The sequence below is a fragment of the Kitasatospora humi genome (genome assembly GCF_020907985.1).
Taxonomy (GTDB): Bacteria; Actinomycetota; Actinomycetes; order Streptomycetales; family Streptomycetaceae; genus Kitasatospora; species Kitasatospora humi.
In genome coordinates this window covers 1-1,766 of the sequence record NZ_JAJJPA010000132.1, presented here as the reverse complement: position 1 = coordinate 1,766, position 1,766 = coordinate 1, and the positions used below count along the sequence as shown (strand labels likewise).

General features: G+C 67.4%; 2 protein-coding genes. Both read right to left on the bottom strand.

Features of this window, described 5'->3' with window-relative positions:
* A partial coding sequence (locus LN042_RS36700) for a transposase (RefSeq protein ID WP_230055806.1) occupies positions 1 to 923 on the bottom strand: 923 nt, incomplete at its 3' end.
* Positions 924 to 1,002: 79 nt separating this feature from the next.
* Positions 1,003 to 1,401 carry a reverse transcriptase N-terminal domain-containing protein gene (locus LN042_RS36695; protein WP_308191928.1) on the bottom strand — a complete coding sequence of 133 codons (399 nt, stop codon included), beginning with the start codon at positions 1,399 to 1,401 and terminating at the stop codon, positions 1,003 to 1,005.
* Between the last annotated feature and the right edge of the window lie 365 nt (positions 1,402 to 1,766).

Genomic DNA, 1,766 nt, shown 5'->3' with positions numbered 1-1,766 from the left:
GGGCGGGGCAGTTCGTGGTCGTCGAGATACTGCTGGAACGCCGTCGGTGGACGGGGCCGGTAGGCGGAGTCCTCTGGCTCCTGGGTACTGAGGCGTTCGATGTTGACGGCGATCGCGGTCAGGACGTGTTGGACGTGGGCCTTGGCCACGCCGTGGTAGCGGCAGCGGCGCATCCGGTGGCCGTTGACGAGCTCGTTCATGGTGCCCTCGATCCCGGAACGGGAGGCGTAGAGCCGCTGCCACTGCGGATCTTGCTGGTCGGCGCGGTTCTGGGTCTGGAGTTCGTGGAGGCGGCGGGGGAGGAAGTTCACGGTGCGCGGTGCCTTGCCGCTGGTGCAGGAGGAGCGGACGGGGCAGGGATCGCAGTGGGCGGGGTTGAATCGGACGACGGTGTAGGGGGCCATGGCGGGCAGTTCGTGCCAGTTGCCGCTGATCCTGCCGTTCGGGCAGGTGACCGTGCGGTTCTCGAAGTCGATGGTGAAGTCCTCCCGCGCGAACCCGGTGTCTTGCTTGCGCTGCCAGGAGTTGCCGGACTTCACCGGGCCGACCATCGTCACGGAGTAGGTCCGGGCGGCGGTGTCCAGGAGTGCGACGGAGGTGTAGCCACCGTCGACCAGATGCTGGGCGGGCAGCAGGCCCCGGCGCTCGAGCCTGGTGTGGATGCCGGGCACGGCCGTGCTGTCGTTGGCCGGGACGGTGGTGGCCACGTCCGTGATGACGTTGACGCTGTCCTCGTCGCAGGTCTCGGTGGCATGGGCGAGATAGCCGGTCCAGGTGCGGTGACCACGGCGGACGTAGCGCGCCTCGAGGTCGTAGGGGGACTCGATGCGTCGCCCGGTGGGTGGCAAGCCGTCCTTCTCCGCGCGCGGAAACCGTTGGAACGGGACCCGGGCCTGCAGGCTCGCGGTGTTCCGCTGGCTCACCCGCTACAACACTCGACGCAGGCACTCCAAGAACGGGCAGCTCAGCCCGATCGCCTACGAGCGCCAGCACCTACACGTGTCAGCTACCATGACACTCGCCGCATAACAGGACGAACTGGTGTCCACTTCTCGGGGGGAAGCCCCAGGCATGACGGTGCAACCGCTCCGCCAGCTCCCCTCGATCGCGGTAGGTCAAAGCGACCTCTCCGTCGACGCCCGCCGTCTTGCGGCCAGCATTGCGCTGCGTCACCTGCCGCACGCTGACCAGCGTGTTGCTCCGGCTCCGCAGCATCAGCTTCTGCAAATTGCGGACCTTCTTGAGGTCCCCGTCCTTCGTCGCCTTGAAGATCCTCTGCCTCAGTCGCCGTACGTGGTCCTCGTGAGTGCGCCAGTTGATGGCGTCCCAGTCGGGGGCCGCGTCCTCCGGTCCGTTCACTCCGAGGGCCGCCATCGCGAGAGCGAATGCGTATGCCGTCATCTGTGTCCAACTTGTCCTTCGGTTCCGGTACTTCAGCTTTGGTGCATCAAAGGCTCACCCGGTCCACGTCAGCTCCCTTTCGGGCCAGGCAGTTGCCTGTATCCGGCCGGTTATGCGAGACGACCGCGAAGGGTGCGGCCATGTTGTCCCGGTTTCCCGCCGCCTTTCGGCGTACCGGCATTGGCTTCTTGGACCGTCCTGCTCCCGCCGGGGAGTTGGGCCTCCCTCACGGTCGGCTTACCGGGACACGTCCCGGACCCCGACGGGGTTGTCACGTTCCGCATGGCCGAGATCCGGCCGGGGTGGGCGCTCTCTGCACCCCGGGGCGGCGGTGTTCGCACGGCTGGCTCCTAGGGCGCGTATTC

What these genes read in the sequence shown, in the direction of transcription:
- LN042_RS36695 (WP_308191928.1), bottom strand. Translation starts at nt 1,401, where the DNA reads ATGACGGCATACGCATTCGCTCTCGCGATGGCGGCCCTCGGAGTGAAC.